Genomic DNA, 26551 nt, shown 5'->3' on the forward strand with positions numbered 1-26551 from the left:
ACGATTCGAGGGGCGCGTGGGAGAGAGAAACAACAAAGTGGTCAATGAGACGCGCCCCGAGCCTCCCATGGTAATCGGGCCCGGGGCGTTTCGGACCATTGGATCTGTCAGTCCGTCAGGAATGACACCAGCGCGTTGGCCAGCAGATACGGGTCCTCCGCACCGCACAGCTCACGCGCACTGTGCATCGACAGGATCGCGACGCCGATGTCGACGGTCCGGATGCCGTGGCGGGCGGCGGTGATCGGGCCGATGGTCGTGCCGCACGGCATCGCGTTGTTCGACACGAACGTCTGCCACGGCACGCCCGCCTTCTCGCAGGCCGCGGCGAACACGGCCCGGCCGCTGCCGTCGGTGGCGTACCGCTGGTTCACATTGACCTTGAGGATCGGGCCGCCGTTGACGCGCGGGTGGTGCGTCGGGTCGTGGCGCTCCGCGTAGTTGGGGTGGACGGCGTGGCCGGTGTCGGAGGACAGACACACCGTGCCCGCGAAGGCGCGCGCCTTGTCCTCGTACGTACCGCCGCGCGCGAACACCGAACGCTCCAGAACATTGCCGAGCAGCGGGCCGTCGGCGCCGCTGTCGGCCTGGGAGCCGTTCTCCTCGTGGTCGAAGGCGGCGAGTACCGGGATGTACGGAAGCTCCGGCGACGCGGAGACCGCTGCGAGCGCTGCCGTACAGGCGTGCACGGACAGCAGGTTGTCCATCCGCGGTCCGGCGACCAGCTCGCGGTCGCGGCCCAGATAGGCGGGCGCCTCCAGGGCGTTTGTCATCAGGTCCCAGCCGGTGACCTCGCCGGCCGCGAGCCCGAGCTCCTCCTCCAGGAAGGAGATCAGATCGCCCTCGTCGGTGACGTCGCCCAGGCCCCAGATGGGCTGCATGTGCCGCTGCTTGTCGAGTTGCAGACCCTTCTCGTGGATCGAGCGGTCCATGTGGATGGCCAGCTGCGGTACGCGCAGGAGGGGCCGGTCGATGTTGACCAGCCGCGTCGTGCCGTCGCGCAGGGAGAGCCGGCCGGCCAGGCCCAGATCACGGTCGAGCCAGGAGTTCAGCAGCGGGCCGCCGTAGATCTCGACGGCGACCTGACGCCAGCCGTGCGCGCCCATGTCGGGCTGCGGCTTGACACGCAGATTCGGGGAGTCGGTGTGGGCGCCGACGATCCGGAACGGGGTGTGCGGCGTGGTGCCCTCCGGCACGTACCAGGCGACGATCGCGCCGCCGCGCAGTACGTACTTGCCGCCACTTGTGCCGTCCCAGGCGTCCGTCTCCAGCACCTGCCGGAAGCCGGCCTTCTCCAGGCGCTCGGCGGCGGCGGCCACGGCGTGGTACGGGGTCGGGCCGGCCGCGAGGAAGGACATCAGGTCGTCGGTGTGTCCGCGATCGAAGCGGGAGGGTGTGCTGCTGCTCATGGACTCACCTTAACGAGGGGCGCGCGCCGGGTGCGTGGAGATGCGAAGCGGCCCGCCCCCGGCAGGGGACGGGCCGCTTCACACAAGGCGCGGGACGGCTGGGACGGTTAGAACGCCGCCTCGTCCAGCTCCATCAGGGAGTTGTCGACGGTCTCGGCGAGCGCGCGCTCGACCGAGACGCCCGGCAGGATGTTGGCGGCGAAGAACTTCGCGGCCGCGATCTTGCCCTGGTAGAACGGCACATCCTTGGCGGACGCGGTCTCGAGCTTCTCCGCCGCGACGGCCGCGCCGCGCAGCAGCAGGTAGCCGACGACCACATCGCCGGAGGCGAGCAGCAGGCGGGTGGTGTTGAGGCCCACCTTGTAGATGTTCTTGACGTCCTCGCCGGTGGCGATGAGGTCGTTCGTCATCGTGCCGACGATCGCCTCCAGGTCCACCGCGGCCTTGGCGAGCGCGTCGCGGGCCGGGGCCAGCTCCTCGCCGCCGGTGCCGACCGCCAGGAACTTCTTGATCTCCTCGGAGAGGGTGTTCAGCGCCTGGCCCTGGTCGCGGACGATCTTCCGGAAGAAGTAGTCCTGGCCCTGGATGGCCGTGGTGCCCTCGTAGAGGGTGTCGATCTTGGCGTCCCGGATGTACTGCTCGACCGGGTACTCCTGGAGGTAACCGGAGCCGCCGAAGGTCTGCAGCGACTGGGCCAGCTGCTCGTACGACTTCTCGGAGCCGTAGCCCTTCACGATCGGCAGCAGCAGGTCGTTCAGGGCGACGAGGGCCTTGGCCTCCTCGCCCGCGGCCTCCTTGACGGCGATCTCGTCCTGGACCGAGGCGGTGTACAGCACCAGGGCACGCATGCCCTCGGCGTACGCCTTCTGCGTCATCAGCGAACGGCGCACGTCGGGGTGGTGGGTGATGGTGACCTTGGGCGCGCTCTTGTCCGCGAAGTTCACCAGGTCCTGGCCCTGGACGCGCTCCTTGGCGTACTCCAGCGCGTTGAGGTAGCCGGTCGACAGGGTCGCGATGGCCTTCGTGCCGACCATCATCCGGGCGAACTCGATGATCATGAACATCTGGCGGATGCCGTCGTGCTTGTCGCCGATCAGCCAGCCCTTGGCGGGGTGCTGGTCACCGAAGGTGATCTCGCAGGTGTTGGAGGCCTTGAGGCCCATCTTGTGCTCGACGTTCGTGGCGTACACGCCGTTGCGCTCGCCCAGCTCGCCGGTCTCCCAGTCGAAGTGGAACTTCGGCACGAGGAAGAGCGACAGGCCCTTGGTGCCGGGGCCGTGGCCCTCGGGGCGGGCCAGCACGTAGTGAAGGATGTTCTCCTCCATGTCGTGCTCACCGGAGGTGATGAAGCGCTTCACGCCCTCGATGTGCCAGGAGCCGTCCGCCTGCTCGACGGCCTTGGTGCGGCCGGCGCCGACGTCCGAGCCGGCGTCCGGCTCGGTGAGCACCATGGTGGAGCCCCAGCGCTTCTCGACGGCTATCTCGGCGACCTTCTTCTGCGCCTCGTTGCCCTCCTCGAAGAGGATGCCGGCGAAGGCCGGGCCCGAGGAGTACATCCAGATGGCCGGGTTCGAGCCGAGCAGCAGCTCCGCGTACGACCAGATCAGGGAGCGCGGCGAGGTGGTGCCACCGATCTCCTCGGGCAGGCCGAGGCGCCAGTACTCGGAGTCCATGAAGGCCTGGTAGCTCTTCTTGAAGGACGCCGGGACGGGCGCGGTGTTGGTGGCGGGGTCGAAGACCGGCGGGTTGCGGTCGGCGTCCGCGAAGGATTCGGCCAGCTCGTTCTCGGCGAGGCGGGCGATCTCTTCGAGGATCGACTTGGCGGTGTCGACATCCATCTCCGCGAACGGGCCGGTGCCGTACAGCTTGTCGCGCCCGAGGACCTCGAAGAGGTTGAACTCGATGTCGCGGAGATTCGACTTGTAGTGCCCCATGGCGACGGCTCCGTAAAGATCGGGAGGCGGATTGATCATCCACGTACCAGTAAGTAGCTACGATGATGCTACCCGTCGGTAATAAGAAGCAACCCCTAGTGGGTCATCTGTGACACGGCTCGCTAACGGGCCCTGCCCGAGGATGCCCTGAGATGGCGGCCCGTGTCCCCGGTTCGCGGGCGATCGGCGGGCGATTGGCGGGCGATCGGCGGGCGATCAGGGGTGCGGTGGCGGGGGCGTGGAGGGTGTCGAGCCCGGGGCGGGACGGGTCACGGGGAGCCGGGTGCCATGATCGCCGGGCCCTTCGTCGGTGCGCTCGAGGCGGGCCGGGTCGCACCGTGTGCCCCGGCCCGGCCCATAGGGCCCGGCCGCCTCGGTACTCTTGCGGACATGTACGGCTACGATCAGAACCCGGGTGCCCAGCAGCAGTACGTGCCCCAGCAGCCCTCCTACGGGGAGCAGCCGCTGTACCCCGAGCCGTCGCCGCCCTCGCTCGCCGACGCGGTGCGGGCCTTCACCACCGCGTCGCTGTCCGCGGAGGACTTCCAGCAGATCTTCGCGACCTCGAAGGTCTACTGCCCGCGCGGTGACAACCCCGGCTTCCTGGCGCTGCACAACACCCAGCAGCCCGTCATCCCGATGTTCACCTCGCTCAAGGAACTGCGCAGATACGCGGGCAAGGAGTCCAAGTACTTCGTGATCACGGGCGCCGAGGTGATCGACCTGCTGCCGACCGGGTACGGCTTCGTGCTCGACATGGAGGGTGATCACCGGATGGTCTTCGACGCGAAGGCCGTGGAGCAGATGGTGGACTTCGCGATGCGGCGGATGTACGGCTGACGGTCCGGTGTGTGGCTGATGTGCCGCTGACGGGTCTGGATCTCTGGGCGCCCGGGAGGAATTCCTCCCGGGCGTCGTGCGTTCCGGATGACAAGAAGTTCAGTCTTCAACTAAACTGGACGCACAAGGAGGTCCCGTCATGCCTGCAGTGACTGTCGAGAACCCGCTCACCCTGCCGCGCGTCTCCGCGCCGGCCGAGGCCGTGCCGCGCCCCGTGCTCGCCGTGACCACGGCGCCGGGGGGCTTCGAGGGGGAGGGTTTCCCGGTGCGACGCGCGTTCGCCGGGATCAACTACCAGTACCTCGACCCGTTCATCATGATGGACCAGATGGGCGAGGTGGAGTACGCGCCGGGCGAGCCGAAGGGGACGCCGTGGCATCCGCACCGGGGCTTCGAGACGGTCACGTACCTGATCGACGGAACCTTCGTCCACCAGGACAGCAATGGCGGCGGCGGAACCATCCAGAACGGCGACACCCAGTGGATGACGGCGGGCTCGGGTCTGCTGCACATCGAGGCGCCGCCGGAGTCGCTGGTCATGTCGGGCGGGCTGTTCCACGGGCTCCAGCTCTGGGTGAACCTGCCGGCGAGCGACAAGATGATGGACCCCAGGTACCAGGACATCCGCGGCGGCCAGGTCCAGCTGCTGACGTCGCCGGACGGGGGCGCGCTGCTCCGGGTCATCGCGGGTGAGCTCGACGGGCACGAGGGTCCGGGCATCACGCACACGCCGATCACGATGATCCACGCGACGCTGCGGCCGGGTGCCGAGGTTACGCTGCCGTGGCGCGAGGACTTCAACGGCCTGGCGTATGTGCTTGCGGGGCGCGGTGCGGTGGGTACGGACCGGCGCCCGGTGCACAAGGGCCAGACGGCGGTGTTCGGGGCGGGCGGGTCGCTGACGGTCCGCGCGGACGAGTCCCAGGACTCGAACAGCCCGGACCTGGAGGTCGTACTGCTGGGCGGGCGCCCGATCCGGGAGCCGATGGCGCACTACGGTCCGTTCGTGATGAACAGCCGTGCGGAGCTGCAGCAGGCCATGGACGACTTCCAGGCGGGCCGCCTGGGCACGGTCCCGGTGAACCGCCACTGAGCCCGCGTGGGGCCCGCGTTGCCTCCGGCGGGGGCGCGGGCCGCCGTCCGGTGCGGGCTCCCCCGCCCCCGGGCCCGACTCCTCGGGCCAGGCGCCGTGGGCCCGTGTTACTTCCGGCAGGGCGCGAGCTCCCGCGCCCCTCACGGTTCGCCGGTGGAAACCACCCACGGAGAGCAACCGACAACGCCCCCGGCCCACGTTGACCACATGACCGGGCAACTGAGGAAACCACCCACGGAGAGCAACCGACAACGCCCCCGGCCCACGTTGACCACATGACCGGGCAACTGAGGAAACCACCCACGGAGAGCAACCGACAACGCCCCCGGTCCACGCTGACCACATGACCGGGTGACCAACGCCACCGGTCCACGGCCACCACATGACCGGGTGACCCACCCGGGTGGGTCCCCCAGCAGGCCCGTCCCCATGCCCCGTGGTCACGTGGGAGCGTGCAGACTCCGAAGCCGCTTCTGCCGGACGTCGCCCGGCGGGTCGCCGCGTGGTGTGTCGTCGTGCTGCTCGTCAGCGCCGTGGCCGGCGTCGGGATCTGGCTCTGCGCCACCCTCAAGGCCGCCGTCACGCCCGTGCTCCTCGCGCTGCTCGCGACCGCTCTTCTCGGGCCCCTGTACCGGCGGCTCATCAAGATGAGGGTGAATCGCTCGCTCGCCGCCGCGCTGACCTGTGCCGCCGTCGTCGCCGTCGTCGGCGGGGCCATGTACATCATCGTCACCGCCCTGATCGGGACCGGCGACCAGATCATCTCCGCACTGCGGCGGGCCGCCAAGGATCTCACCAAGTACTTCGGGGCCGCCGGGACCTCGCTCGACGACGTCGCCGCCAACTCGAAGGAACTGCTGGGGAAGTTCGGCGGGACCGCCGCGTCCGAGGTGATCAGTGGGCTGAGTGTGGTGGGCGAACTGATCGCCACCGCCGTGCTGGCGCTGCTCTTCAGCTTTTTCTTTCTGCGGGACTCGGACAGGGCCGCGGGCGTTCTGCGGTCCCTCGTACCCGGTACGAGCGGGGACGTCGTCGAAGCTATGGCGCGGCGGGCCTTCGAGGCTGTCGAGGGGTTCATGCGCGGGACGACCTTCATCGCGCTCATCGACGCGATCTGCATCACCGTCGGGCTGCTGATCCTGCGCGTCCCCGGCGCCGTCGGGCTCGGCGCGCTGGTCTTCGTCGGGGCGTACATCCCCTACCTCGGCGCCTTCATCTCCGGCGCCGTCGCCGTCCTTGTCGCACTCGCCGACCGCGGATTCGTGATCGCGCTCTGGGCACTGGGGGTGGTCCTGGCGGTGCAGGTGCTGGAGGGGCATGTGCTCCAGCCGGTGATCCAGAGCCGGATGGTGCGGATGCACCCGGTTGTTGTGATGGTGGCGATCACCGCCGGGGCGACCATCGCCGGGATTCTCGGGATGCTGCTCGCCGTACCGGTCACCGCCGCCGCGTTCGGCGTGATCGGCGAGCTGCGGAGGCGTTACGCGGCCGGGTCGGAGACCGGCTCCGGCACCGCCGACTCGTAGAGCTCGAACCAGATCGACTTGCCCTCGCCCCGCGGATCCACACCCCACGCGTCCGCGAGCATCTCCATCAGGAGCAGGCCCCGGCCCGACGACGCCATCTCGCCCGGCCGCCGCCTGTGCATCAGGCGGCCGGATATTCGGTGTCCAGTGACATGTCCGTGAACGGATTGTCGCCCGCGTTGTGCCCGTGGTGCCCGATGATCGTGAGCCGGTCGCCCGCCACCCCGAAGACGGCAAGCCCGTCCGGCGAGAAGCCGGGCATGGACAGGGACGCGGCGACCCGCAGCACCTCCGCGGTGGAGCGGGCCTCGGCCAGCGCCCGGCCCGCGTCCAGCAGGAACGCCTCGCGGGAGCGGCGCCAGTCACCGGTGACGGGGGTGTGCGCCGCGGTGCCCGGCTGCGGCTCGGCGACCTCCTGGAGCATGCCGGTCAGTTCGTAGTCGCCTTCGCGAAGGACCGGTTTGGAGCGGCTTCGGACGATACGGAGCACATGTCCGGCCTCGTCGACGACCCGTAGTCTGGCCTCGGCGATGGTCCCTTCGGCGGCCGCGAGACCGACGATTCCGTTGATCTCGTTCCAGTCGACGGGGTGGAAACGGGAGCGCACGATGGACTCGGGGTACTCTCCGGCCTCGGCGGGCAGCTCCAGCAGCCGGGCGGCCTCGGCGTCGAGGGTGACCGTCCCGGATGCGTTCTCCCACCGCCACAGGCCGGTCGCGATCGCGGCCAGGACGTCCTCGGTGCGCATCGCCTCACTTTATTCCGATCTTCACGACGACCAGCTGCCGGGGTCCTGGCATGTGTATGTCAATGAGGCGAACGGAGCCCGGGCGGTAACCTTGACGCGGCCCACCCCTCTCTAATCGCTAAGACTGGATGAACGACGATGCATCGGTACAGGTCCCACACCTGCGGCGAGCTCCGCGCCTCTGACGTCTCCGCCGACGTCCGGCTGAGCGGCTGGCTGCACAATCGCCGAGACCTGGGCGGCATCCTCTTCATCGATCTGCGCGACCACTACGGCATCACGCAGCTTGTCGCCCGGCCCGGCACTCCCGCCTACGAGGCCCTCGACAAGATCAACAAGGAGTCGGTCGTCCGCGTCGACGGCAAGGTCGTCTCGCGCGGCGCCGAGAACATCAACCCCGAGCTGCCCACCGGCGAGGTCGAGGTCGAGGTCTCCTCGGTCGAACTGCTCGGTGCGGCGCAGCAGCTGCCGTTCCAGATCAACGCCGACGACGGGGTGGGCGAGGAGCGGCGTCTGGAGTACCGCTTCCTCGACCTGCGCCGCGAGCGCATGCACCGCAACATCATGCTGCGTACGGCCGTCATCTCCGCTATCCGGCACAAGATGACCGCCCTCGGCTTCAACGAGATGGCGACCCCGATCCTGACCGCGACCTCCCCCGAGGGCGCACGCGACTTCGTGGTGCCGTCCCGGCTGAACCCCGGCAAGTTCTACGCGCTGCCGCAGGCCCCGCAGCAGTTCAAGCAGCTGCTGATGATCTCCGGCTTCGACCGCTACTTCCAGATCGCGCCCTGCTTCCGCGACGAGGACGCCCGCGCCGACCGTTCGCCGGGCGAGTTCTACCAGCTCGACGTCGAGATGAGCTTCGTCGAGCAGGAGGACGTCTTCCAGCCGATCGAGAAGCTGATGACGGAGCTCTTCGAGGAGTTCGGCGGCGGCCGCCACGTCACCTCGCCGTTCCCGCGGATCCCGTTCCGCGAGGCGATGGTGAAGTACGGCAACGACAAGCCGGACCTGCGCGCCCAGCTGGAGCTCGTCGACATCTCGGACGTCTTCGAGGGTTCGGAGTTCAAGGCCTTCGCGGGCAAGCATGTGCGTGCGCTGCCGGTGCCGGACACGGCCGGCCAGTCGCGGAAGTTCTTCGACGGCCTCGGCGACTTCGCGGTCGAGCACGGCGCGAAGGGCCTGGCCTGGGTGCGCGTCGGCGAGGACGGCTCGCTGACCGGCCCGATCGCGAAGTTCCTCACCGAGGAGAACATCAAGGTCCTCACCGAGCGTCTCTCGCTCGCGCCGGGCCACGCGATCTTCTTCGGCGCGGGTGAGTTCGACGAGGTCTCCAAGATCATGGGCGCGGTTCGCGTCGAGGCCGCCAAGCGCGCCGGCCACTTCGAGGAGGGCGTGTTCCGTTTCTGCTGGATCGTCGACTTCCCGATGTACGAGAAGGACGAGGAGACCGGCAAGATCGACTTCTCGCACAACCCGTTCTCGATGCCGCAGGGCGGCCTCGAGGCCCTGGAGACCCAGGACCCGCTGGACATTCTGGGCTGGCAGTACGACATCGTCTGCAACGGCGTCGAGCTGTCCTCGGGCGCGATCCGTAACCACGAGCCCGAGATCATGTTCAAGGCCTTCGAGATCGCCGGCTACTCCAAGGAGACCGTCGAGCACGAGTTCTCCGGCATGCTCCGCGCCTTCCAGTTCGGCGCCCCGCCGCACGGCGGCATCGCCCCGGGCGTCGACCGCATCGTCATGCTGCTGGCCGACGAGCCGAACATCCGCGAGACGATCGCCTTCCCGCTCAACGGCAACGCGCAGGACCTGATGATGGGCGCGCCGACCGAGCTGGACGAGTCGCGTCTGCGCGAGCTGAACATCGCGCTGCGCAAGCCGGTCGCCAAGTCCGGCGAGTAGTCGACGGAGCGAGCCGTACGCGTCGTACACGAGTAAAGGGGTCCGGGACCGACAGGTTCCGGGCCCCTCTCCTGTCTCACAGCGACTCGCAGTCGCCTCCCAAGCCCCTGCCGGGTCCGGTCGCCGGCGTCCCGGCCCATGACGGAATCCCAGGGGCCCGCCGGGGAGACGGCACGAGCCGACACGCCCGACTGCAGGGCCATCCGCGGCACCAACGAGTGCTCCGCGCTGCTCGAACAGCGTCCCGGTCCTGGACTCCGCGGTCTTCGCCGGCCGCTGTGTCTCCGGCGACGCCTCCCGCGCTCTGAACGAAACACGACAGATGATCCTATATGTCCGTTTCAGTGCCGCCGGGGCCGAGGGCGCTCCCACCCCGCCTCCGAAGCAGCACATCCAGCTCTCGAACTGAAAGGCCCGCACATGTCCCTCCGCACAGGACCGTTCCCGGCGGTCGCGTTTGCCGTCGCCGGTCTGCTGCTCACCGGCTGCGCGGGCGATCCCGGCGACACAGCGCCCGCGGCCGCGAAGAGATCCACGGGCGACGCCGCCAAGCTGGGCCCCAACGCGCGCTCCGGCGCCCAGGCGCAGCTCTCCCGGGCGCAGGTCATCCCCGCCCTCGGACCGAAGATCCGCGGCAGGATCACCGCAGCGAACAAGCAGGCGGTCGTGGTGGTCGGCGACGACCCCGACTCCAACAAGTCCGTCGTCACGCTCTACGAGCGTGATCCTGTGCGGGGCTGGAAGCCCGTTTCAGAGCCGTGGCCGGCGCACAACGCGCTCCTCGGCTGGACCGACGACCATCACACGGCCGACCACCGCTCGCCGATCGGGGTCTTCGGCCTCACGGACGCGGGCGGCATGCTGCCCAACCCGGGCACGAAGCTTCCGTACGACGAGGGGCCCGCCTTCGACGCGCCCGGCACCGGCTTCGAGGGGGAGCCGCTCGAGGGGTCCTTCGACTATGTCGTGGCCATCAACTACAACCGCGAGCCGGGGAACACCCCACTGGACTGGACCCGGCCGCTGGGCTCGGAGAAGGGCGGCGGCATCTGGATCCACGTCGACCACGGCGGGCCCACGCAGGGCTGTGTCGCGCTGCCGAGGGCCCGGATGAAGGAGCTGCTGAAGTGGCTGGACCCGGCGAAGCGGCCGGTGGTGGTGATGGGTGACCTGACGGGACTGGGCCGCTGAGGCGTGCGTGCACCGGGGGCTCCGCCGCCCCGGACCCCGGTTGCGGGCGGGGCTCAAGTGCGGCCGCCGGGCGGCCGGGGGCAGAAATGGGAAAGGGCGGGCCCGGGGATGATCTCCCGGGCCCGCCCCTCAAGCACTACGCCTTCTTCGGCTCCTCCAGACGCGGGAACAGCACCGCGCCCTTCGTCACCGTCGCGCCCGCCGGCAGCTTGCCCCACTCGCCCGCGTGCTGGACCTGCTGGTCAGCGAGGGCGCCCAGCAGGGCCTCCGCGCCGAGCGAGTCCCACAGGCGCTGCGAGGTCTCCGGCATGACCGGGTTGAGCAGCACCGCGACCCCGCGCAGCGACTCGGCGGCCGTGTACAGGATCGTCGCGAGGCGGGCCTGACCCTCCTCGGACTCGTCCTTGGCGACCTTCCACGGCTCCTGCTCCGTGATGTAGCCGTTGACCTGCTTCACGAAGTCGAAGACAGCCAGGATGCCGCCCTGGAAGTCCAGCTCGTCGCCGACCTTCCGGTCGGCCTCGGCGACCGCCTTGGCCAGGCCCTCCTGGACCGCCTTCTCCGCCTCGCCGGCCGCCGTCGCCTCCGGCAGCACGCCGCCGAAGTACTTGCCGACCATGGCCGCGACGCGCGAGGCGAGGTTGCCGTAGTCGTTGGCGAGCTCCGAGGTGTAGCGGGCGGTGAAGTCCTCCCAGGAGAACGAGCCGTCCTGGCCGAACGCGATCGCGCGCAGGAAGTACCAGCGGTACGCGTCCACGCCGAAGTGCGAGGTCAGATCCTGCGGCTTGATGCCCGTGAGGTTCGACTTCGACATCTTCTCGCCGCCGACCATCAGCCAGCCGTTCGCGGCGACGCGACCCGGCACCGGCAGGCCGTTCGCCATCAGCATCGCCGGCCAGATGATCGCGTGGAAGCGCAGGATGTCCTTGCCGACCAGGTGCACATCGGCGGGGAAGGTCGCTTCGAACTTCGCCGGGTTCTCGTTGTAGCCGACGGCCGTGGCGTAGTTCAGCAGCGCGTCGATCCACACGTAGATCACGTGCTTCTCGTCCCACGGCACCGGGACGCCCCAGTCGAACGTCGAGCGCGAGATGGAGAGGTCCTGCAGGCCCTGCTTGACGAAGTTCACGACCTCGTTGCGCGCGGACTCGGGCTGGATGAAGCCGGGGTTGGCCTCGTAGAACTCCAGCAGCTTCGGTCCGTACTCGCTGAGCTTGAAGAAGTAGTTCTCCTCCTTGAGGATCTCCACCGGCTTCTTGTGGATCGGGCAGAGCTTCTGCCCGGCGAAGTCGCCCTCGCCGTCGATCAGGTCACCGGGGAGCTTGTACTCCTCGCAGCCCACGCAGTACGGGCCTTCGTACCCGCCCTTGTAGATCTCGTCCTTGTCGTACAGATCCTGCACGAACTCCTGCACACGGTCCGTGTGCCGCTTCTCCGTCGTACGGATGAAGTCGTCGTTCGCGATGTTCAGGTGTTCCCAGAGGGGCTTCCAGGCCTCCTCCACGAGCTTGTCGCACCACTCCTGGGGCGTGACGTTGTTCGCCTCGGCAGTACGCATGATCTTCTGACCGTGCTCGTCCGTGCCGGTGAGGTACCACACCTTCTCGCCACGCTGACGGTGCCAGCGTGTGAGCACGTCGCCTGCGACGGTCGTGTAGGCGTGGCCCAGGTGAGGAGCGTCGTTGACGTAGTAAATGGGGGTCGAGACGTAGTACGCCTTCGCCCCCTGCTTCTCGGATCCAGTGGCCGCCATGGTCGAAATCCTATCGGCCCGCGGAAGGTCCACTCACCTCGATAAGCGGGCCGGCCCGTGGGCGGAGACGTCTGCGAAACATCTCGTCCCGTAAAAAGGCGCATCCTGGGAGGAGAGGCGGGCGCAGCGGGTGCAGGGGGAAGTGCAAGGGGACGGGCAAGGGGACGGGCGGGGGGACGGCAATAATGCGGGTACTGGTCGCCGAGGACGAGGAGGTCCTGGCCGAGCTGGTCGCCACCGGGCTGCGGCGGGCCGGATTCGCCGTCGACACCGTGTACAGCGGTGACGCCGCGCTCGCGTATCTCGGACTGCACGACTACGACGTCGTGGTCCTGGACCGCGATCTGCCGCGGGTGCACGGGGACGAGGTGGCGCGCGAACTGGTCGCCACCGCCTCCCGCACCCGGATCCTGATGCTGACCGCGTCCGCGTCCATGGAGGACCGCGTGGAGGGTCTGGACCTCGGCGCGGACGACTATCTGGGCAAGCCCTTCGAGTTCCCCGAACTTCTCTCGCGGGTGCGCGCGCTGCGGCGGCGCAGCGCGCGGCCGGTGCCGCCGCTGCTGGAGCGGCACGGGGTACGGGTGGACACCGTGCGCAGGACGGCCGAGCGGGACGGGCGGGATCTCGATCTGTCGCCGAAGGAGTTCTCCGTACTGCAGATCCTGCTGGAGGCGGACGGGGCGACGGTCTCGGCGGAAGAGCTGTTGGAGCGCGCCTGGGACGCCCACACGGATCCGTTCACGGGCGCGGTCCGGGTCTGTATGAGCAAGCTGCGGGCCAAGCTCGGGGAGCCGGCCCTGATCCGTACGGTGCAGGGTGTGGGGTACGGGCTGTGAGCGACGCACGCGAGGCGGCCGGGGGCGTCGGCGCGGGGGGAGAACGGAACAGCGCGACGATCGGACCCGGCTCGACGATCCGTACGCGGATCGCGCTCGTCTACGGCGCTGTCTTCCTGGTCCTCGGCGGCTGTCTGCTGGGGATCGTGAATCTGCTCTCCCGCGCCGGTACGGAGAACGAGGTCGCGGCGATCAGGCAGCGCGCCGTTCCCGCGCTGCCGGTGACGGACGTGCGCGGGGCCACGGTCTACCAGCTGACCGACAGCGTCCGGGACGCGGCGGGGCAGCAGATGCTGATCTGGTCGGTGTTCGCGCTGCTGGGGACGGCGCTGTGCGCGGTCGTGGTGGGGTGGTGGACGGCGGGGCGGGTGCTGCGGCCCGTGCACGCGATGACGGCGAAGGCGCGGCGGCTGTCGGAGCGGACGCTGCACGAGCGGATCGGGGCGAGCGGTCCCGACGACGAGCTGAAGGAGCTCGGCGACACGCTGGACGCGCTGCTGGCGCGGCTGGAGAAGGCGTTCGACAGCCAGCGGAGGTTCATCGCGAACGCCTCGCACGAGCTGCGGACGCCGCTGGCGACGCAGCGCACGGCGATCCAGGTGGGCCTCGACGAGTCCGCCTCGGCGGAGGAGCTGGCCCGTACGAAGACGGTGTTGCTCGACAACAACCGGCGCAGCGAGCGGCTCATCGAGGGGCTGCTCATGCTGGCGCGGAGCGAGCGGGGGCTGGCGGAGCGGGAGGACGTCGACCTGGGGGAGGTCGTGGCGGAGGAGGCGGCGCGGCACGAGGTGAAGGCGGCGGTGTCCTCGGGCGGAGCGGCGGGAGCGGCGGGAGCGGCCGGGGTCGTGCGGGGGAACCGGATGCTGCTGGGGCAGCTGGCGGGCAACCTGCTGGCCAACGCCGTCGCGTACAACGTGCCGGACGGGACGGTCGATGTGTCCGTCGAGGACGGGGTGCTGACGGTGCGGAACACCGGTCCCGTCATCGCGAAGGCGGATGTTCCGGCGCTCTTCGAGCCCTTCCGGCGGGGCGAGGGCCGCGACCGGATGGGGCCGGGGGCGGGGCTGGGGCTGTCGATCGTACGGTCGATAGCGGAGGCCCACGGCGGCACGGTGACGGCCGAGCCGGGCCCTGAGGGCGGCCTGGCCGTCACCGTGACGCTGCCGACGACTCAAGGTGTGTTTTAGAAGTCCCGCCTGCCCCGCGACCCCTGGCACGCACGCTCGCGATGTTGTCGGAGTCGCCCAAGTACTCCCGTACGAGGGTGATCCTCCGCCTTGCGATGGCACGCGCCAGACGCCGCAGGGCCCGCCCTGCGGGCGAACGGCGCTACTTCTCCAACGTGCCCTGGTCGCGCCAGGTGGCGAGGAGCCCCTGGTAGAGGTCGGCGTCGGGGAGCTCGCGGGGTGCGGGCCCGGCGTGGAAGAACGAGGCGTTCTCGGACTGGAGCTTGCGGAGGTAGTCGAAGGCCTTCGCGTCGTGCTCGCCGAACGCGACGAACTGCCAGAAGACCGGCTTGTCGGCGGCCTCGGCGAGGGCGGCGGTGGCGGCCGTCTTGGACTCGGGCGCGCCATCGGTCTGGAAGATCACGAACGCGGGTGCGTCGGTGTCCGCCTTGGCGTGCAGGGCGAGGACCTCTTCCACCGCGAGGTGGTAGTTCGTTCGCCCCATCCGGCCGAGCGAGCTGTGGAACTCGTCGACCCTTCCTTCGTACGCGTCGAGCGTGAGCTCACCGGTGCCGTCGATCTCGGTCGAGAAGAAGACGACGCTGACGGTGGCGTCGCCGTTCACGTGCGCGGCGAGCGCGAGAGCCTGCTCCCCGAGCCGCTGTGCGCTGCCGTCCTTGTAGTACGGCCGCATGGACCCGGACCGGTCCAGCACGAGATACACCCGCGCCCGGGCCCCGGCGAGTCCCTGCTTCTTGAGCACGGCACCGGCGGCCTTGTACGCCTCGACGAGTTCGGGGGCGCGGGCCTTGACCTGGGCGAGGGAGCGGGCGGGTGCGGATGCCTTCGGGGAGTTGCTGGTGTCGGGCACGGTGTCCGCCTGCGGCGCGGTGCCGACGGTCGCGGCGGCGGGCTCCGGGGCGGCGGTGGCCTTGTTGTCCGCCGGGGCCTTGGCGGGCTTCGCCGCCTCGGGCTCGGTCGGAGTCTTGGTGCCGGCCTTGGGCTCGACGGCGGTCGCCGCTTTCGGCGCGCCGGAGGGCACTTCTGCCTTCGGCGCAGGCGCCTTGGCGGCGGCGGGCTCCGGGGCGGCGGTGGCCTTCTTGTCCGCCGGGGCCTTGGCAGGCTTCGCCGCCTCGGGCTCGGCCGGAGTCTTGGTGTCGGCCTTGGGCTCGACGGCAGCCGCCGCCTTCGGCGCGCCGGAGGGCACTTCCGCCTTCGGCGCAGGTGCCTTGGCGGCGGCGGGCTCCGGGGCGGCGGTGGCTTTGTTGTCCGCCGGGGCCTTGGCGGGCTTCGCCGCCTCGGGCTCGGTCGGAGTCTCTGCCTGTGCGACGGGCTCGGTCGCCGTTGCCGGCTCTGCCGGAGTCTTGGTGTCGGCCTTGGGCTCGACGGCAGCCGCCGCCTTCGGCGCGCCGGAGGGCACTTCCGCCTTCGGCGCAGGCGCCTTCGCGGCGGCGGGCTCCGGGACGGCGGTGGCCTTCTTGTCCGCCGGGGCCTTGGCAGGCTCCGTCGCCTCGGGCTCGGCCGGAGTCTCTGCCTGTGCGACGGGCTCGGCCGGAGTCTCGGTGCCGGCCTTGGGCTCGACGGCGGTCGCCGCCTTCGGCGCAGGCGCCTTCGCGGCGGCCTTGGCGGGCTCCGCCGCCTCGGCGGACTCGGGCTCGGCGTCGGCGGTGAGCTCGGGCGCGGTCCCCAGGTCGGCCGGGGCCTTGGCGTCGTCCGCCTCGGGCTCGGCCGGCGCGGCTGCCTCCGGCGCCGTCTCGGCTTCCGGCTCTGCGGAAGCCGAGGTGTCCTCGGCGGCTGCGGGATCGTTGTCGGCCTCGGGAGCCGCTGCAGCCACGGGCTCGGCGGGAGCCGGGATCTCCGCGGCTGCGCTCTTCGCCGGGGCTCCAGCAGGGGCCTCGATCTCCCGCTCCGCCGGAGCGGTCTCCGCCTCTGCGGATGCGGGAGCCGCGGCCTCCACGGCTGCGGCCTCGGGGTCGGCCTGCGGCTCGCTCACGGGCTCCGTCGCCGCGGCAGGCTCGGCGGCCGACTCCTCAGCCGCGGGCCCCAGCTCGGCAGCCGCCGGTACCGGCGGCTGTTCCGGAGCGGACTGGGCCGGGACCGGCGCACGGCCCCGCGAGGACTGGTTGTCGAAGGCCGCCGAGACCAGGTCCGCCGCGCGCTCCGCCGGCGACGGGGCCGGCACCGTCGCGGTGGCCGGTTCCGTACGCTCGGTCTGGGGCGGGACGGAGGCTGTCGTCGACTCGTTACGCTCCGAACGGTCGCGTCCAAACACCTTGCGCAGCAAGCTCCGAATGCCCATGGGCGAGGCCTTTCGCATGAGTTGAGTGCGGTGATTGTCCGCGCTTGGGCCGGGGGTCCACGGGGTGTCCTGGCCAGGGCGGACACGTAAGGTTAGCCGCCGCCCGCGGCGATCTACGGCAGGGGCGGCTCAGCGCTCCGAGTCCACCGCCAACGCCGCCCGCCCGGCCCCGCCAGCCCGCCCAACCGCGCCTCGGCCGCGTCGGATTCATCCCCCGTTCACCCCACGGCTGCCGCACTGCACGCATGTGCACCTAACGTCACGGCCGGACATATTCCGACACCATGTCGGCGCAGGGTGCGCCGTAGGAGGACGAAGTGCGCAAACTGCTGCCGCTGTTGAACACCAACCCCCACGCGGGCGGGCGTTCCGCTCTCACCTGCCGGTACCGCTGCGGCGACGCCTGTTTCCACGAGGTGCCGAACACCAGCGACAACGAGTATGTCGGCGATGTCATAGCGAGCGCGCTTTCGAGACGTTCGATGATGCGCGCCGCCGCCGTCGTGACGGTCGCCGCTGCCGCCGGCACCGCGACCGTCATCGGGACGGGCGGCGGGGCTCAGGCCACCGCCGCGCCCCTCGGCGCCGACGAGCGCCTCGGGAACGGACAGGGCTCCAGGACCGACGGCGCCCGCGGTCTCCGCTTCGCCGCCGTCGCGCCCAACAAGGACGACCAGGTCACCGTCCCCGACGGCTACTCCCAGAACGTCGTCATCCGCTGGGGCGAGCCGATCCTCCGCGGTGTCCCCGCCTTCGACGCCGACAAGCAGACCGCCAGGGCGCAGGCGGGCCAGTTCGGCTACAACAACGACTTCCTGAGCCTGCTCCCCCTCCGCGGCGAGCGCGGTCGCCAGGTCCTCGTCGCCAACCACGAGTACACCGACGAGATCCTGATGTTCCGGGGCTACGACCCGCAGAACCCGACCCGCGAGCAGGTCGAGATCGCCTGGGCCGCGCACGGCCTGTCCGTCGTCGTGGTCCAGGAGGAGCACCGCAGCGGCAAGCTCACCCCGGTGACCCGCCACCCGCTCAACCGCCGCCTCACCGCGACCAGTGAGTTCAAGGTCACCGGCCCGGCCGCCGGCAGCCCCCTGCTGCGTACGAGCGCCGACCGGACCGGCACCAAGGTGCTCGGCACGCTCAACAACTGCGCCGGCGGCACCACGCCGTGGGGTACCACGCTGCACGGCGAGGAGAACTTCAACCAGTACTTCGCCAACGGGTCGAGCGCCACGGACAAGCGGTACGGCATCGCGGCCGGCGCCACCGAGCGCAAGTGGGAGCGTTTCGACAAGCGCTTCGACGTGGCGCAGGAGCCCAACGAGTCGCACCGCTTCGGCTGGGTCGTCGAGCTCGATCCGTACGACCCCGACTTCACGCCCCGCAAGCGCACCGCGCTGGGCCGCTTCAAGCACGAGGCCGCGCAGCCGCGGCTGACCGACGACGGGCGCCCCGTCGTCTACATGGGTGACGACGAGCGCTTCGACTACTTCTACAAGTTCGTGTCGTCGAAGCGGATGAAGAAGGGTTCGAGCCGGGCCGCGCACGAGCACAACCTCACCCTGCTCGACGAGGGCACGCTCTATGTGGCCAAGCTGACCGGCGACAGCCCGGCCGCGGAGATCGACGGCACCGGCAAGCTCCCGAACGACGGCGAGTTCGACGGCAGCGGACAGTGGATTCCGCTGGCCACCGGTGACACGTCCCACGTTCCCGGGATGACCGCCGAGGAGGTGTACGTCTTCACCCGTCTCGCCGGCGACAAGGTGGGCGCGACCAAGATGGACCGCCCCGAGGACGTCGAGCCGTCCCCGCGCACCGGCCGTGTCTACATCGCGCTGACCAACAACGTCGACCGCGGCAAGCCCGGCAAGGCCGCCGCTGACGAGGCCAACCCGCGCAACCTCAACAAGCACGGCCAGATCCTGGAACTCGCCGAGCACTGGGACGACCCGGCCGGCGACAGTTTCTCCTGGCGGCTCTTCCTGGTCGCGGGCGACCCGAACGACCCCGCCACCTACTTCTCGGGCTTCCCGAAGGAGAAGGTCAGCCCCATCTCCTGCCCGGACAATGTCGCGTTCGACCCGCACGGCAATCTGTGGATCTCCACGGACGGCAACCAACTGGGCTCCCACGACGGCCTGTTCGCCGTCGCGACCCGGGGCGAGCGCCGCGGTGAGCTCAAGCAGTTCCTGACCGTGCCGACCGGCGCCGAGACCTGTGGACCGATCGTCCAGGACCGTCGTGTCCTGGTCGCGGTCCAGCACCCGGGCGAGGTCGACGGTGCGTCCGTCGAGAAGCCCGCGAGCGTATGGCCCGACGGACCGGGCAAGATCGTCCGTCCGTCGGTCGTCGCCGTCTGGCGCAAGGACGGCCGGGACATCGGCGTCTGACCGCAGGCCCGGAACGTGATCACGAGGTGGTGCGCACCTGTGCGCGCCACCTCGTGCTGCCTTCACCCTCGGCTTCACCCCTCGGCTTCACCCCCCCCGGCTGTCACCTGCCCGGCTTTCACCCCACGGGCGGCCGTCAGTGCACGCCCGCCCCCTGCCGGAACCGGGTGAACTGCTCCTCCGCGTCTCCCGTGTACGACCACGGCACCCGCGCCGCCCGCCTCCCCAGTAGTTCGAAGAGCTGGCGGGCCTCGTCGTTCAGCCCCGCATAACAGGCTGCGTGCGTCAGGTAGTTCAGCTCACCGATCTCCTCCGGCGCCGCCGGGGCCGGTGTCCGCCCGACGATCCAGCGGTCCCAGGTGCGCCGTACCTCCGTCACCGCCAGCTCGTGGTGCCAGTGCCGCCCGAAGTCCCGCACCGGCGCCCGGCCGCGCGCGCCCTCGGCGACATAGCGGTACTCCTCCACCCGCGCGATCTGCACCAGCACCGGCAGCGGCGACCCGGGAGGCGCCGCGCCCGCCGCGTCCCTGGCGAAGTCGTACATCGTGCCGTGCGTGCCGTGCCAGCGCGCCGAGTAGTAGCGCAGCAGCTGCACATGGCCCTCGATGTTGTACGGGTCGCGGCGTCGCAACTCGTCCCACCAGCGCCGCAGTTCGCGCCGCTGAATGCCCACCTCGTACAGCCGCGCCACCGTGAGCAGCGACACCCACGGCATGGGGTCGGCCGGGCGGGCGTCGGCCGCGCCCAGGCAGGCCATCACCGCCACATCGAGCCGTGCCTGGTCGAGACCGGCGCCCGGCCCTGCTCGATCGCGTGGTGGAAGACCCGTACGACCTCCGTCGCCGCCCGCAGCACCGCCACGTCCGGGTCGCCGGGCTCCGCCGCCCGCCAGTTCTCCACGGCCGATGAGTCGGCCGCCGCGTGTGCGAGCAGCCGCAGCCGGTGCGTACGCAGCGGCCAGTCGTCGCCGGTGGCGCGCAGCAGGTCACGTACGCCCTGCCAGCGGCCGATGACCATGTCGTGCAGGGCCTCGGTGAGTGGGCGGTCCCCGAACGCGGGGTCGAAATCGGGGACGAAGCGGCGGCGTGGGGCCATCTGCGGCACTTCCCTGCTGCTCAGAAGTCCGTGGCCAGCGACTTGTCGGCGTAGTCGGGGTGCCGGGAGGCGGAGTTGGCGTAACTCTCCCGTGTCTCCATGGCCAGCGCCGCGTCCAGCCGGGCGGGACGGTAGTACGCACTGCCCTGCCGCCAGTACACGATCATCGGCACCAGACCGGTGGCGAGACCACCGAGGCCGATCCCTGTCGACGCCGCGCTCAGCTCGCCGAGCGACTCGAAGAAGATCCAGAGCATGAAGAGCGCGCCGAGCAGCGGCCAGGCGCCGCCGAGGACGAAGTCCCGTACCGACGTCAGGAGTGTTCTGCGGTACGCGACGACGGCCGCGATTCCCGCAAGGCCGTAGTAGAACGCGATTTGCAGGCCGATCGCGGCGACGGCAGCGGCCAGCACATCGCCGACCGAGCCGAGCGCGGTGGAGGCCACGAACATCGCGAGCGCCACCGCTCCGACGACGGCGATCGCCACCCACGGAGTGTTCCAACGGTGGTGCACCGTGCCGAGCGCGGCCGGCATGGAACGGTCCCTGCCCATCGCGAACAGCGAGCGCGTGACCTGGATCAGAGTGGTCTCGAGCGTGGCGACTGTGGACAACAGCACCGCCACGACCAGCAGTTTCCCGCCGACGCCCGGCCAGATCGCCTCGCCGAGCGCGCCCAGCACATTGGAGCCGCCGGCCCGGATGTCCTCGGCGGTCAGGGTCACGTTCACCGCGACCGTGTACGCCTCGAAGAGGAGGAAGACGACGCCGACTCCGACAAGCGCCGCGAGTCCGGCCGTACGGCGGCTGTTGCGGGTCTCCTCGCTGAGGTTGCTGGTGACGTCCCAGCCCCAGTAGTAGAAGGTCGCGATCAGCGCGCCCGACGCGAAGCCGGAGGCTCCGTCGAAGTGCGAGAAGCCGAGCCAGGACCAGTCGAAGGCGGCCGCGGTCCCGTTGTGCAGCAGCGCGGCGAGGATGAAGAGCAGCAGGATCGCCAGTTCGACGCCGGACATCAGCAGCTGCGCGCGTACGGTCAGCCGCGCGCCGCCCAGGACGACCAGCAGCATCGCCAGGAACCAGGCCGCGCCGACGGCCGTCGCGAGGACGGTGTTCTCGGCGAGGGACGGATCGAAGAGCGCGAGCGTCATCGCGCCGGCCGGCAGCGAACCGGCCACCATGAATATCGTCGCGGAGACGACCAGCGCCCAGCCGGACAGAAACCCGAGGAACGGGTGGAGGGTGCGGCCCACCCAGGAGTAGCTGGCGCCGGCGTTGATGTCGATCCGGCCGAGCCTGCGGAAGGCCAGGACGATGCCGAGCATCGGTATGGCGCAGTACAACAGCGCGGCCGGTCCGGCGAGACCGACGGAGGCGACGAGTACGGCGGTGGTGGCGGCGATCGAGTAGGCGGGAGCGCTGCCCGCGACGGCCATCACGATGGTGTCGAACGTGTTGAGGACGTTGGGCTGAAGCCCTCTGCCGGAGCTGCTGCGCATGGAATTCTCCGAATGCCCATGGGGGGAATGCCCTTGTGCCGCACGACATATGTCGGTAGGTAAGAAACGAACGCCCGCTCCGGAGTGAAGGCCTCCGTAATGGGAGAACGTGCGCATCGTAGTCGGATGTGCGCGGTGTGGTGAGGGGGTGGGGCTGCCCCCACCCACAAGAGGCTGGGTGACGTCATGGGCCGGTACTCTCGCGCTCCGTAGCGTCAAAGCCATGGACATGATGAGGCTCGCGCTCCGCACGCTGCGGTTCCGGAAAGGTGGCTTCGTCGCCACCTTCGTCGCGCTCTTCTTCGGCACGGCGATCGTGCTGGCCTGCGGAGGACTGCTGGAGACCGGCATCCGCAACAACGTCCCGCCGGAGCGGCTGGCCGGTGCCTCGCTGGTCGTGGTCGGCGACCGGTCGTACGAACTGCACCCCGGCGACCCGGAGAAGAAGAGCGAGCGGGTCGTCCTGGCGGAGGGGGTGCCGCTGGACGCCGCGCTGGCCGGGAAGGTGCGGGGCGTTGCGGGTGTGGAGCGGGTGGTCGGGGATGTGACGTTCGCGGCGACGGTGCTGGACGGTGCCGCGGGGCCGCCGGCGCAGGGACACGGCCGGGCGCAGGGACATGGCTGGGGGTCGGCGGGGCTGGCTCCGTACGCGCTGGAGCGGGGGAGCGCGCCGGTGGGGGCACGGCAGGTCGTGCTGGACGCGGCGACGGCGGCGAAGTCCGGCGCCGGCGTGGGGGATCCGGTCCGGATCGCGGCGCGGGGGGAGACGGCGTCGTACAAGGTGAGCGGGGTCGCGCGGGCGCGGGGGGCGGTGGGGCAGCGGGCGGTGTTCTTCTCGGACGGGGAGGCGGTGCGGCTTGCGGGAGCGGATGCCGGCGCAGCGGCGGGAGCGCCTACGGCGGAGGGCGGGGGCGCCCGGCATTTCGACGCGCTCGCGGTCGTCGCGCGGCCGGATGCGGCGCTGCCCCAGGTCAAGGCTGACGTGGGCCGGGTGCTGGCCGGGTCCCCGGTCACGGTCCTCTCCGGTGACGACCGCGGCTTCGCCGAGTACCCCACGGCCATGGAGCGGCGCGACGATCTGATCTCGCTCTCCGCCGTGTTCGGCGGGATGGCCGTCATGGTCGCCCTCTTCGTCACCGCGGGCACCATGGCACTCTCCGCCGCCCAACGCCGCCGCGAACTCGCCCTGCTGCGGGCCATCGGCGCGACCCCGCGCCAGCTGCGGCGGATGCTCGTCGCCGAGACCCTCGTCATCGCGGTCGCCGCCGCGCTGCTCGCCTGGCTGCCCGGGCAGTGGCTGGGCGAGGCACTGTTCGAGCGGCTCGCGGCGAGCGGGGTCACGGCGGAGGCGGTGGAGTTCAGCCAGGGCTGGATCCCGCTCGCCGCTGCGGGCGGCGCGGTCCTGGTGACCGCGGTCGGCGCGGGCCTGATCGGGGCCCGGCGCGCGGTGCGGACCCGGCCGACCGAGGCGCTGGCCGACGCCGCACTGCAGCAGCGCTGGGTCTCCACGATGCGGCTGCTGTTCGCGGTCCTCTTCCTCGGCGGCGCGACCGCTCTCGCCATCGTGACCTGGACGGTGATGGAGGGCCCCGCCGCGGCGAGCACCGCGGGCCCCACGGTCATCTGCGCGGCCATCGGCCTGGCCCTGATCGCGCCCGCCCTGACCAAGGTGTGCGCCGTGCTGCTGCACTGGCCGGTGAGCGCGCTGACCGGTACCTCGGGGCGGCTGGCGATGCTCAACTCCCGGGCCCGTACGGTCCAGGTCGCCGCGTCCGTCACCCCGGTGATGCTCGCGGTCGGCGTCGCCACGGCCAATCTGTACGTCCAGACCACCTCGGCCGACCTCGTGGAACGGGCCTTCAACGAGAATCTGCGCGCGGACGCGGTGCTGACCTCCGCGTCGGGGACGCTCGCGCCCTCGCTGGTGGACCAGGTCCGGGCGCTGCCCGGGATCGCCGCGGCGAGCGCGTACGTGACCAGCACCGGGTTCATCGAGCGGGGCGACGGCCGGGGCGCGGAGACCGGCGACGACGGACTGCCACTCCAGGGCGTGAGTGCGGCGGGCGCGGCCGGGACGAGCGCGGCGACGGTGACCGCGGGCAGCCTCGGCGCACTGCGTGGCGACGCGGTCGCGCTGCCCGAGGGCGCGGGCCACAAGGTGGGCGAGACGCTGACGCTGCGGCTCGGCGACAACAGCACGGCGCGGGTGCGGGTCGTCGCCACGTACCGGCCGAAGGCGGGCTCCGAGGCGGCGCTGCTGCCGGCCGAGCTGCTGGCTCCGCACACGACGGGCGGCCTGCCGCAGCAGATCCTCGTACGGGCGGCGCCGGGCGCGGACGTGACCGGCACTCTCGGCCAACTGGCCGCCCGCACACCTGGGTTGAGGGTCGCGGACCGCGATGCGCTGATCGCCGCGCACGCGGAGGACACCAGGACCCAGGCGTGGATCAACTATCTGATGGTCGGCATGATCGTCGCGTACACCGCGATCTCGGTGGTGAACAGTTTGGCGACCGCGACGGGCGGCCGGCGCCGGGAGTTCGGCCTCCAGCGGCTGACGGGGGCGACGCGGGCGCAGGTCATGCGGATGCTGACGGTCGAGGGCGTGGTGGTCGCGGTGATCGGGGTGCTGCTGGGCACGGCGGCCGCGGCAACGACTCTCGTCCCCTTCGCGCACGCGGCAGCGGACGGCTGGCTGCCGTCGGGACCGCTGTGGATCTACGGCACGGTGGTGGGCACGGCGCTGACGCTGGCGCTTTCGGCGACGCTGGTCCCGGCGTGGCGGGCGCTGAAGATATTGCCGGTGCGGGCGGCGCGGGCGGAATCGTAGAGTCGGTACATGGCTGCAGAGGTTTCGGACGAGGGCACCGTACGGATCGACGCGTGGATCTGGTCGGTCCGGCTCACGAAGACCCGCTCCCAGGCGGCGTCGGCGTGCCGGGCCGGCCATGTCCGCGTGAACGGTGAACGGGTGAAGCCGGCGCACCTGGTGCGCTCCGGTGACCAGGTGCGGCTGTTCCACGCGGGCCGGGAGCGGCTGGTGGTCGTCTCGAAGATCATCCGCAAGCGGGTGGGCCCACCGGTGGCGGCCCAGTGCTACGTGGACAACAGCCCGCCGCCACCGCCGAGGGAGTTCGTGGCGCCGGTGGCGGTACGGGAGAGGGGCGCGGGCCGCCCGACAAAGCGAGACCGCCGCGAAATGGAACGCCTCCAGGGAGGGCTCCCGAAGCCGTAGGGTCTCCTCACGCCGGGGGCGGAGACAGGAACGCGAGCATGGCCTGGCCATCGGCTCGGGCGTCCTCGTCCTGTAGTTGACGCCAGGCGGCGTGGTACGGGTTGTGGAGCGCGCTGGCCAGGGCGAGCTTCTTGCGATCGCCCTTGTCGAGCTGGGCTCTGAGGTCCATCGGGTTCGCGGGCAGGGAAAGCAGAAACGCCAGGTCCCGGTAGTGGCGGTCCGGCGGTGCCGTTTTGATGCTCAGTGCGGCGGCCTTCGCGACGATCGCTCCCAGCAATCCGGGGCGGCGAATGTGGCCGCTGCGCCGGCCGAGTTGAACGCGGACGGCCTCGGTCCGTTGCGCGGCCTGGCGACCACCGGGGACCTCCAGGGTGCGGCCCGGCGGAGTTGTCGTGAGGTCTGCTCGAGGTCCGAGGTGGTCAGGAGCCAGGAGATCCACCACCAGTCGGCCCGGCTCTTCGCCGCGGTGGTAGCGGTGAAGCAGATTGTCCTGCGGGGACATGCCGGCAGGAACGAACCCGAGCCGCTCCAACGCGGCGACCAAGCGGCGCAGGCTCTGCTGGTCCGATTGCACATCGGCGAGCACGTCCAGATCGGCGCTGGCCGCCGGCGGGGTCCGGCCGTGCTCCAGACCGTGCAGGAGGACCATCTGCCCACCGATCAGCGACCAGGCGCGCGGCACGTGCTCCGACAGGTCGAGCAGCACTCCCCACAACTCCACGAGCGCACCGGTGAACAGGTCCGAATCCAATCGGACATGCGGCAGACCAGCGGTCACGATCACGCCTCCGGAGGTGATGCGTAGCGGGCCAGGAGGGGACGCAGCAGTCCGACCGCCGCCGCGTCGGCGCGGTCCTCCTGGATGTCCAGCAGATCCGCGGCTACCACTGAGGGCGGGGCATCCGCCCCCTTGACCGAGGTAAGGAACGGCCACATCTCGGCAGGGGGAATACGGACAAGCAGGTTGCCGCGCTGGTGGTCCCGGAGCATTCCGAACGACTCCTCCAACGTGCCCACCTTGTCGGGGTGGGCGTAGATCTCGGCGCGTCCAGGTGCCACATAGTCGGCCCCCACCTGCGCGGCAGCTCTGACGCCGGCCCGCACCGCCTCCGGGTGATCCAGCACGGCCGCCAGCATGCCCGAGTGCACCCGGTACCGTCGCGTCTCCGCCCGGGCCTCAAGAAGTTCCCGCAGCCGCACGACAGGCAGACGCTCGTGGGCAGCCAGATCGCGTAGCCGCGCCACAAGGCGGGACTTCTCCGCATCGGACAGACCCACGGGCCGGTGACCGGCAAGCAGGGCCAGCAGACCCCAGGCGTTACGGGCCGACAACGGCCTCCCGGAACGGGCACCAGCATCCTTGCGATTCCGGACGCTGGCCCCGTCAACCAGCCAACGGCCGCCGATCCGCTCCCCCTGAAGCTTTCCGTCACGGAGCAGCTGGCGGACCCGGGAGTCATCCACATCCAGAGCTGCGGCCGCCTGGTGCACGGACATCAGATCCACAGCCCGCTCCTTTTCGTCTTCGCCTCCCGAAATCGGGAGAGAACACGCAACCAGTCTGGCCCCAGCGCCACCTTGCGTCAAGCATCCCGATTTCGGGATAGAAGACGCAAGCCCTTT

The 26551-nt window shown here is 70.6% G+C and carries 18 protein-coding genes and 2 pseudogenes; 10 read left to right on the forward strand and 10 right to left on the reverse strand.

Going from position 1 to position 26551, the window contains the following annotated elements:
- Positions 1-107: 107 nt before the first annotated feature.
- Together OG735_RS22090 and OG735_RS22095 are read right to left on the reverse strand one after the other, a co-directional pair.
- The gene (locus OG735_RS22090) at positions 108-1409 is read right to left on the reverse strand and encodes a M18 family aminopeptidase (protein ID WP_327324905.1); all 1302 of its coding nucleotides are present in this window, start codon (positions 1407-1409) and stop codon (positions 108-110) included.
- A gap of 107 nt (positions 1410-1516) precedes the next feature.
- The gene (locus OG735_RS22095) at positions 1517-3343 is read right to left on the reverse strand and encodes an acyl-CoA dehydrogenase (RefSeq protein WP_327328412.1); all 1827 of its coding nucleotides are present in this window, start codon (positions 3341-3343) and stop codon (positions 1517-1519) included.
- A gap of 390 nt (positions 3344-3733) precedes the next feature.
- Here OG735_RS22095 and OG735_RS22100 point away from each other — a divergent pair, with 390 nt between their 5' ends.
- The 3 genes from OG735_RS22100 (at position 3734) to OG735_RS22110 (ending at position 6802) form a co-directional block, all read left to right on the forward strand.
- Complete coding sequence (locus tag OG735_RS22100) at positions 3734-4183, forward strand: SseB family protein (RefSeq protein ID WP_326651263.1); 450 nt, start codon at positions 3734-3736, stop codon at positions 4181-4183.
- A gap of 139 nt (positions 4184-4322) precedes the next feature.
- A complete protein-coding gene (locus OG735_RS22105; RefSeq protein WP_327324906.1) occupies positions 4323-5276 on the forward strand; it encodes a pirin family protein in 954 nt (317 codons plus the stop codon).
- Between the two features lie 452 nt (positions 5277-5728).
- Positions 5729-6802 (forward strand): AI-2E family transporter, encoded by a 1074-nt coding sequence (locus OG735_RS22110; RefSeq protein ID WP_327324907.1) that lies wholly within the window; start codon positions 5729-5731, stop codon positions 6800-6802.
- Here the strand turns inward: OG735_RS22110 and OG735_RS22115 are convergent.
- A complete protein-coding gene (locus tag OG735_RS22115) occupies positions 6757-6924 on the reverse strand; it encodes an ATP-binding protein (RefSeq protein WP_327324908.1) in 168 nt (55 codons plus the stop codon). The two genes, OG735_RS22110 and OG735_RS22115, sit on opposite strands and share 46 nt — an antisense overlap.
- Positions 6925-6926: 2 nt before the next feature.
- Positions 6927-7550, reverse strand: a pseudogene (locus tag OG735_RS22120) (phosphatase); the annotation flags it as partial.
- A gap of 138 nt (positions 7551-7688) precedes the next feature.
- Here OG735_RS22120 and aspS point away from each other — a divergent pair.
- Positions 7689-9461, forward strand: a complete 1773-nt coding sequence (gene aspS, locus OG735_RS22125; RefSeq protein WP_327324909.1) for an aspartate--tRNA ligase — start codon at positions 7689-7691, stop codon at positions 9459-9461.
- Positions 9462-9881: 420 nt separating this feature from the next.
- Positions 9882-10652 (forward strand): L,D-transpeptidase family protein, encoded by a 771-nt coding sequence (locus OG735_RS22130; protein ID WP_327324910.1) that lies wholly within the window; start codon positions 9882-9884, stop codon positions 10650-10652.
- A gap of 136 nt (positions 10653-10788) precedes the next feature.
- On the opposite strand, the gene metG is transcribed toward OG735_RS22130, so the two are convergent.
- Positions 10789-12405 (reverse strand): methionine--tRNA ligase, encoded by a 1617-nt coding sequence (metG, locus tag OG735_RS22135; RefSeq protein WP_327324911.1) that lies wholly within the window; start codon positions 12403-12405, stop codon positions 10789-10791.
- Positions 12406-12590: 185 nt separating this feature from the next.
- On the opposite strand from metG, the gene OG735_RS22140 reads away from it, so the two are divergent.
- Together OG735_RS22140 and OG735_RS22145 are read left to right on the forward strand one after the other, a co-directional pair.
- Complete coding sequence (locus OG735_RS22140) at positions 12591-13244, forward strand: response regulator transcription factor (protein WP_327324912.1); 654 nt, start codon at positions 12591-12593, stop codon at positions 13242-13244.
- Positions 13245-13303: 59 nt separating this feature from the next.
- The gene (locus OG735_RS22145) at positions 13304-14431 is read left to right on the forward strand and encodes a sensor histidine kinase (RefSeq protein ID WP_327328413.1); all 1128 of its coding nucleotides are present in this window, start codon (positions 13304-13306) and stop codon (positions 14429-14431) included.
- Between the two features lie 142 nt (positions 14432-14573).
- Here OG735_RS22145 and OG735_RS22150 read toward each other — a convergent pair whose 3' ends face one another.
- The gene (locus OG735_RS22150) at positions 14574-16709 is read right to left on the reverse strand and encodes a VWA domain-containing protein (protein ID WP_327324913.1); all 2136 of its coding nucleotides are present in this window, start codon (positions 16707-16709) and stop codon (positions 14574-14576) included.
- Between the two features lie 317 nt (positions 16710-17026).
- Here OG735_RS22150 and OG735_RS22155 point away from each other — a divergent pair, with 317 nt between their 5' ends.
- Positions 17027-19102 (forward strand): PhoX family protein, encoded by a 2076-nt coding sequence (locus OG735_RS22155; RefSeq protein ID WP_327324914.1) that lies wholly within the window; start codon positions 17027-17029, stop codon positions 19100-19102.
- A gap of 136 nt (positions 19103-19238) precedes the next feature.
- On the opposite strand, the pseudogene OG735_RS22160 reads toward OG735_RS22155, so the two are convergent.
- Positions 19239-20197, reverse strand: a pseudogene (locus OG735_RS22160) (hypothetical protein).
- A gap of 20 nt (positions 20198-20217) precedes the next feature.
- Positions 20218-21693 (reverse strand): APC family permease, encoded by a 1476-nt coding sequence (locus tag OG735_RS22165; RefSeq protein WP_327324915.1) that lies wholly within the window; start codon positions 21691-21693, stop codon positions 20218-20220.
- Positions 21694-21916: 223 nt separating this feature from the next.
- On the opposite strand from OG735_RS22165, the gene OG735_RS22170 reads away from it, so the two are divergent.
- On the forward strand, positions 21917-24523 hold the full coding sequence (locus tag OG735_RS22170) for an FtsX-like permease family protein (RefSeq protein WP_327324916.1): 2607 nt from the start codon (positions 21917-21919) through the stop codon (positions 24521-24523).
- Positions 24524-24532: 9 nt separating this feature from the next.
- Positions 24533-24928 (forward strand): RNA-binding S4 domain-containing protein, encoded by a 396-nt coding sequence (locus OG735_RS22175; RefSeq protein ID WP_327324917.1) that lies wholly within the window; start codon positions 24533-24535, stop codon positions 24926-24928.
- Between the two features lie 7 nt (positions 24929-24935).
- On the opposite strand, the gene OG735_RS22180 is transcribed toward OG735_RS22175, so the two are convergent.
- Entirely contained in the window at positions 24936-25706 is a 771-nt protein-coding gene (locus OG735_RS22180) for a hypothetical protein (protein ID WP_327324918.1), read from the reverse strand.
- Between the two features lie 2 nt (positions 25707-25708).
- A complete protein-coding gene (locus tag OG735_RS22185; protein WP_327328414.1) occupies positions 25709-26425 on the reverse strand; it encodes a helix-turn-helix domain-containing protein in 717 nt (238 codons plus the stop codon).
- Positions 26426-26551 lie beyond the last annotated feature (126 nt).

This window comes from Streptomyces sp. NBC_01210, from assembly GCF_036010325.1.
GTDB lineage: Bacteria > Actinomycetota > Actinomycetes > Streptomycetales > Streptomycetaceae > Streptomyces.

What these genes read in the sequence shown, in the direction of transcription:
- OG735_RS22150 (WP_327324913.1), bottom strand. Translation starts at nt 16,709, where the DNA reads ATGGGCATTCGGAGCTTGCTGCGCAAGGTGTTTGGACGCGACCGTTCG.
- OG735_RS22115 (WP_327324908.1), bottom strand. Translation starts at nt 6,924, where the DNA reads ATGCACAGGCGGCGGCCGGGCGAGATGGCGTCGTCGGGCCGGGGCCTG.
- OG735_RS22100 (WP_326651263.1), top strand. Translation starts at nt 3,734, where the DNA reads ATGTACGGCTACGATCAGAACCCGGGTGCCCAGCAGCAGTACGTGCCC.
- OG735_RS22185 (WP_327328414.1), bottom strand. Translation starts at nt 26,425, where the DNA reads ATGTCCGTGCACCAGGCGGCCGCAGCTCTGGATGTGGATGACTCCCGG.
- OG735_RS22170 (WP_327324916.1), top strand. Translation starts at nt 21,917, where the DNA reads ATGGACATGATGAGGCTCGCGCTCCGCACGCTGCGGTTCCGGAAAGGT.
- OG735_RS22175 (WP_327324917.1), top strand. Translation starts at nt 24,533, where the DNA reads ATGGCTGCAGAGGTTTCGGACGAGGGCACCGTACGGATCGACGCGTGG.
- OG735_RS22090 (WP_327324905.1), bottom strand. Translation starts at nt 1,409, where the DNA reads ATGAGCAGCAGCACACCCTCCCGCTTCGATCGCGGACACACCGACGAC.
- OG735_RS22165 (WP_327324915.1), bottom strand. Translation starts at nt 21,693, where the DNA reads ATGCGCAGCAGCTCCGGCAGAGGGCTTCAGCCCAACGTCCTCAACACG.
- OG735_RS22105 (WP_327324906.1), top strand. Translation starts at nt 4,323, where the DNA reads ATGCCTGCAGTGACTGTCGAGAACCCGCTCACCCTGCCGCGCGTCTCC.
- OG735_RS22095 (WP_327328412.1), bottom strand. Translation starts at nt 3,343, where the DNA reads ATGGGGCACTACAAGTCGAATCTCCGCGACATCGAGTTCAACCTCTTC.
- aspS (WP_327324909.1), top strand. Translation starts at nt 7,689, where the DNA reads ATGCATCGGTACAGGTCCCACACCTGCGGCGAGCTCCGCGCCTCTGAC.
- OG735_RS22130 (WP_327324910.1), top strand. Translation starts at nt 9,882, where the DNA reads ATGTCCCTCCGCACAGGACCGTTCCCGGCGGTCGCGTTTGCCGTCGCC.
- metG (WP_327324911.1), bottom strand. Translation starts at nt 12,405, where the DNA reads ATGGCGGCCACTGGATCCGAGAAGCAGGGGGCGAAGGCGTACTACGTC.
- OG735_RS22140 (WP_327324912.1), top strand. Translation starts at nt 12,591, where the DNA reads ATGCGGGTACTGGTCGCCGAGGACGAGGAGGTCCTGGCCGAGCTGGTC.